3 protein-coding genes are annotated in these 2,885 nt (G+C 49.8%); 1 reads left to right on the top strand and 2 read right to left on the bottom strand.

Features of this window, described 5'->3' with window-relative positions:
* Positions 1–116 precede the first annotated feature (116 nt).
* Positions 117–578 carry a DUF4124 domain-containing protein gene (locus AC5M9B_RS04745; protein ID WP_070656085.1) on the bottom strand — a complete coding sequence of 154 codons (462 nt, stop codon included), beginning with the start codon at positions 576–578 and terminating at the stop codon, positions 117–119.
* A 22-nt stretch (positions 579–600) separates the two neighbouring features.
* Positions 601–795: a hypothetical protein gene (locus tag AC5M9B_RS04740; protein ID WP_003742028.1), complete on the bottom strand. Its 195-nt coding sequence runs from the start codon at positions 793–795 to the stop codon at positions 601–603.
* A 98-nt stretch (positions 796–893) separates the two neighbouring features.
* On the opposite strand from AC5M9B_RS04740, the gene AC5M9B_RS04735 reads away from it, so the two are divergent.
* On the top strand, positions 894–2,522 hold the full coding sequence (locus tag AC5M9B_RS04735; RefSeq protein ID WP_487648315.1) for an ABC-F family ATPase: 1,629 nt from the start codon (positions 894–896) through the stop codon (positions 2,520–2,522).
* Positions 2,523–2,885: the final 363 nt, after the last annotated feature.

The raw sequence follows: 2,885 nt of genomic DNA, 5'->3' as shown, positions 1-2,885 counted from the left end.
TTTATTCTTGAATCTGTTCAAACCACTGATACACTAGTGTTGCACTTGAAATCCGAATCCAAGGTCGTCTGAAAACGGTATTTCAGACAACCTTTTTATTGACATCTTTTCCTCCATCAATACTCAGGCATCATCTCACCTTCTCCGCCCATGCTATTTGCTGCATTAACCCGCTCCTGCGCAGCTTTCACTTGATTTTCCAGACTCTTAATCCGTTCTTGATAGCGGGCGTAGTTGCGCTCGTTGCCATAACGAACCTGTTTGCCCTCTTCCAGATTTTTCTGTACCTGAGCCAATTCATTTTGCGCCGAAGATGAGCTGGGCGTTGCACCTGCCGGTGGAGGTGGCATTTGTTCGGAAGGAGAGTTTCTTGAAGCAGCGCTTGCTGATGCCGAGTGTGCAGACGGTGCGGCGGAGGTATAAACCGAAGGTCTGCCGATATTGCCCGGTTTGCAATTTTTGCCGCCGGTCTGCGTATAGGTTTTACGCCCCGATTTGTCGATACATTCAAATACGGGAGATGCTGTTGCTACGGCTGAAAATGCGAGCAGTAATGTGCTTAAAATCAATTTATTCATTGTTATACCTTTCATCAAATCATCAAAACCATATCCACCACACCACCAAAGCAATGATCATCACCAAATTGGCAATAATAATCGGCTTCCATTGCCGAGGTGCGTGGCGTAATTCTGCGCCCGAACGTGTGCGGCGGATGTAGAAAAACGGACTGAGCAGCATGGATGCGGCGCACAACAGAATAATCACGGCGTAATAGATTTTTTCGGTTTCCATTTCCTCCGCCCCGTTTCAGACGACCTATACAAAATATGCTACAATCGCCGGCGATTATAACACCCTGTTTATCTATATTTATAAAGGTTTTACCAATAATGATTTCTACCAACGGCATTACCATGCAGTTCGGCGCGAAGCCGCTGTTTGAAAACGTATCCGTCAAATTCGGCGAAGGCAACCGCTACGGCCTGATCGGCGCGAACGGTTCGGGCAAATCCACCTTCATGAAAATCCTCGGCGGCGATTTGGAACAGACTGCGGGCGAAGTGGCGATTGAAAACGGCGTGCGTCTGGGTAAGCTGCGCCAAGACCAGTTTGCCTACGAAGACATGCGCGTGCTGGACGTGGTGATGATGGGGCACACCGAAATGTGGGCGGCAATGACCGAACGCGACGCGATTTACGCCAACCTCGAAGCCACCGAAGACGATTACATGAAAGCCGCCGAACTGGAAGCCAAGTTTGCCGAATACGACGGCTACACCGCCGAAGCGCGCGCCGCCGAACTGTTGAGCGGTGTAGGCATTTCCGAAGATTTGCACAATGCAACCATGGCGGAAGTCGCCCCGGGCTTCAAGCTGCGCGTATTGCTGGCGCAAGCCCTGTTCTCCAAACCCGATGTATTGTTGCTTGACGAGCCGACCAATAACTTGGACATCAATACCATCCGCTGGCTAGAGGGCGTGTTGAACCAATACGACTCCACCATGATCATCATCTCGCACGACCGTCACTTCTTGAACGAAGTCTGCACGCACATGGCGGATTTGGACTACAACACCATCACCATCTATCCGGGCAACTACGACGACTACATGCTCGCCTCCGCCCAATCGCGCGAACGCGCCCTGAAGGACAACGCCAAAGCCAAAGAGAAACTGCAAGAGCTGCAAGAGTTCGTCGCCCGCTTCTCCGCCAACAAATCCAAAGCCCGTCAGGCAACCAGCCGTCTGAAACAGGCAGACAAAATCAAAGCCGAGATGGTCGAAGTCAAACCTTCTACCCGCCAAAACCCGTATATCCGCTTTGAAGCCGATGAAAAAGCCAAGCTGCACCGTCAGGCGGTGGAAGTCGAAAATTTGGCCAAACGCTTTGAAACCCAGTTGTTCAAAAACCTGAGCTTCATCCTCGAAGCAGGCCAACGCCTCGCCATCATCGGCCCCAACGGTGCGGGTAAATCCACCCTGCTGAAACTTCTCGCCGGTGCATTCAATCCCGAATACGCCGAAGGCATCGCCCCCGATGCAGGTACCATCAAATGGGCGGAAAAAGCCAACGTTGGCTATTACCCTCAAGACCATGAAAACGACTTCGACGTCGATATGAACCTGAGCGAATGGATGCGCCAATGGGGGCAGGAAGGCGACGACGAACAAGTCATCCGCGGCACTTTGGGGCGTTTGCTCTTCGGCAGCAACGACGTGGTGAAAAAAGTGCAGGTTCTCTCCGGCGGTGAAAAAGGCCGTATGCTCTACGGCAAACTCCTGCTGCTAAAACCCAATGTACTGATTATGGACGAACCCACCAACCACATGGACATGGAAAGCATCGAATCGCTGAACATGGCGCTGGAAAAATACAACGGCACGCTGATTTTCGTATCGCACGACCGCCAGTTCGTCTCCTCGCTTGCCACCCAGATTATCGAGCTGGACGGCAAGGGCGGCTACGAACACTATCTGGGCGATTACGAAAGCTATCTGGATAAAAAAGGCTTGGCTTAATGACTCCGTTTTAATCAATATTTAAAACACTAACGTCGTCTGAAAGAGACAGTCTTTCAGACGACGTTTATTTTTTAAAATCCGTTTATAACGTGTTCAAACAGTTGTATCTACTTCGGTTGCCTATGATAGAAATAAGCAGGCATATATCGTGTTACCAAACTTGTGCTACTGCCATTCATCTTATTGCCAGCCACTAACCCAAGTTTTTGAAGTTTCAACCATTTCAAACATTTCTAAAATGGCGGGGAAATCATAAGCAAAAAAGGTCGTCTGAAAACCCAAATCCAAGTTTGAACTGCACCCCAAAAGTTGGACATCCCCTCCAACTCACAAGGTGCAGTTTTTTTATGAGCAAATATA

The organism is Neisseria flava, from assembly GCF_982712965.1.
The sequence above is the reverse complement of the archived record's forward strand: the minus strand, read 5'-3'. Positions and strand labels throughout refer to the sequence as shown.

Bases quoted from the DNA above. Each gene is read 5' to 3' on its own strand.
- AC5M9B_RS04735 (WP_487648315.1), top strand. From the start codon at position 894: ATGATTTCTACCAACGGCATTACCATGCAGTTCGGCGCGAAGCCGCTG.
- AC5M9B_RS04740 (WP_003742028.1), bottom strand. From the start codon at position 795: ATGGAAACCGAAAAAATCTATTACGCCGTGATTATTCTGTTGTGCGCC.
- AC5M9B_RS04745 (WP_070656085.1), bottom strand. From the start codon at position 578: ATGAATAAATTGATTTTAAGCACATTACTGCTCGCATTTTCAGCCGTA.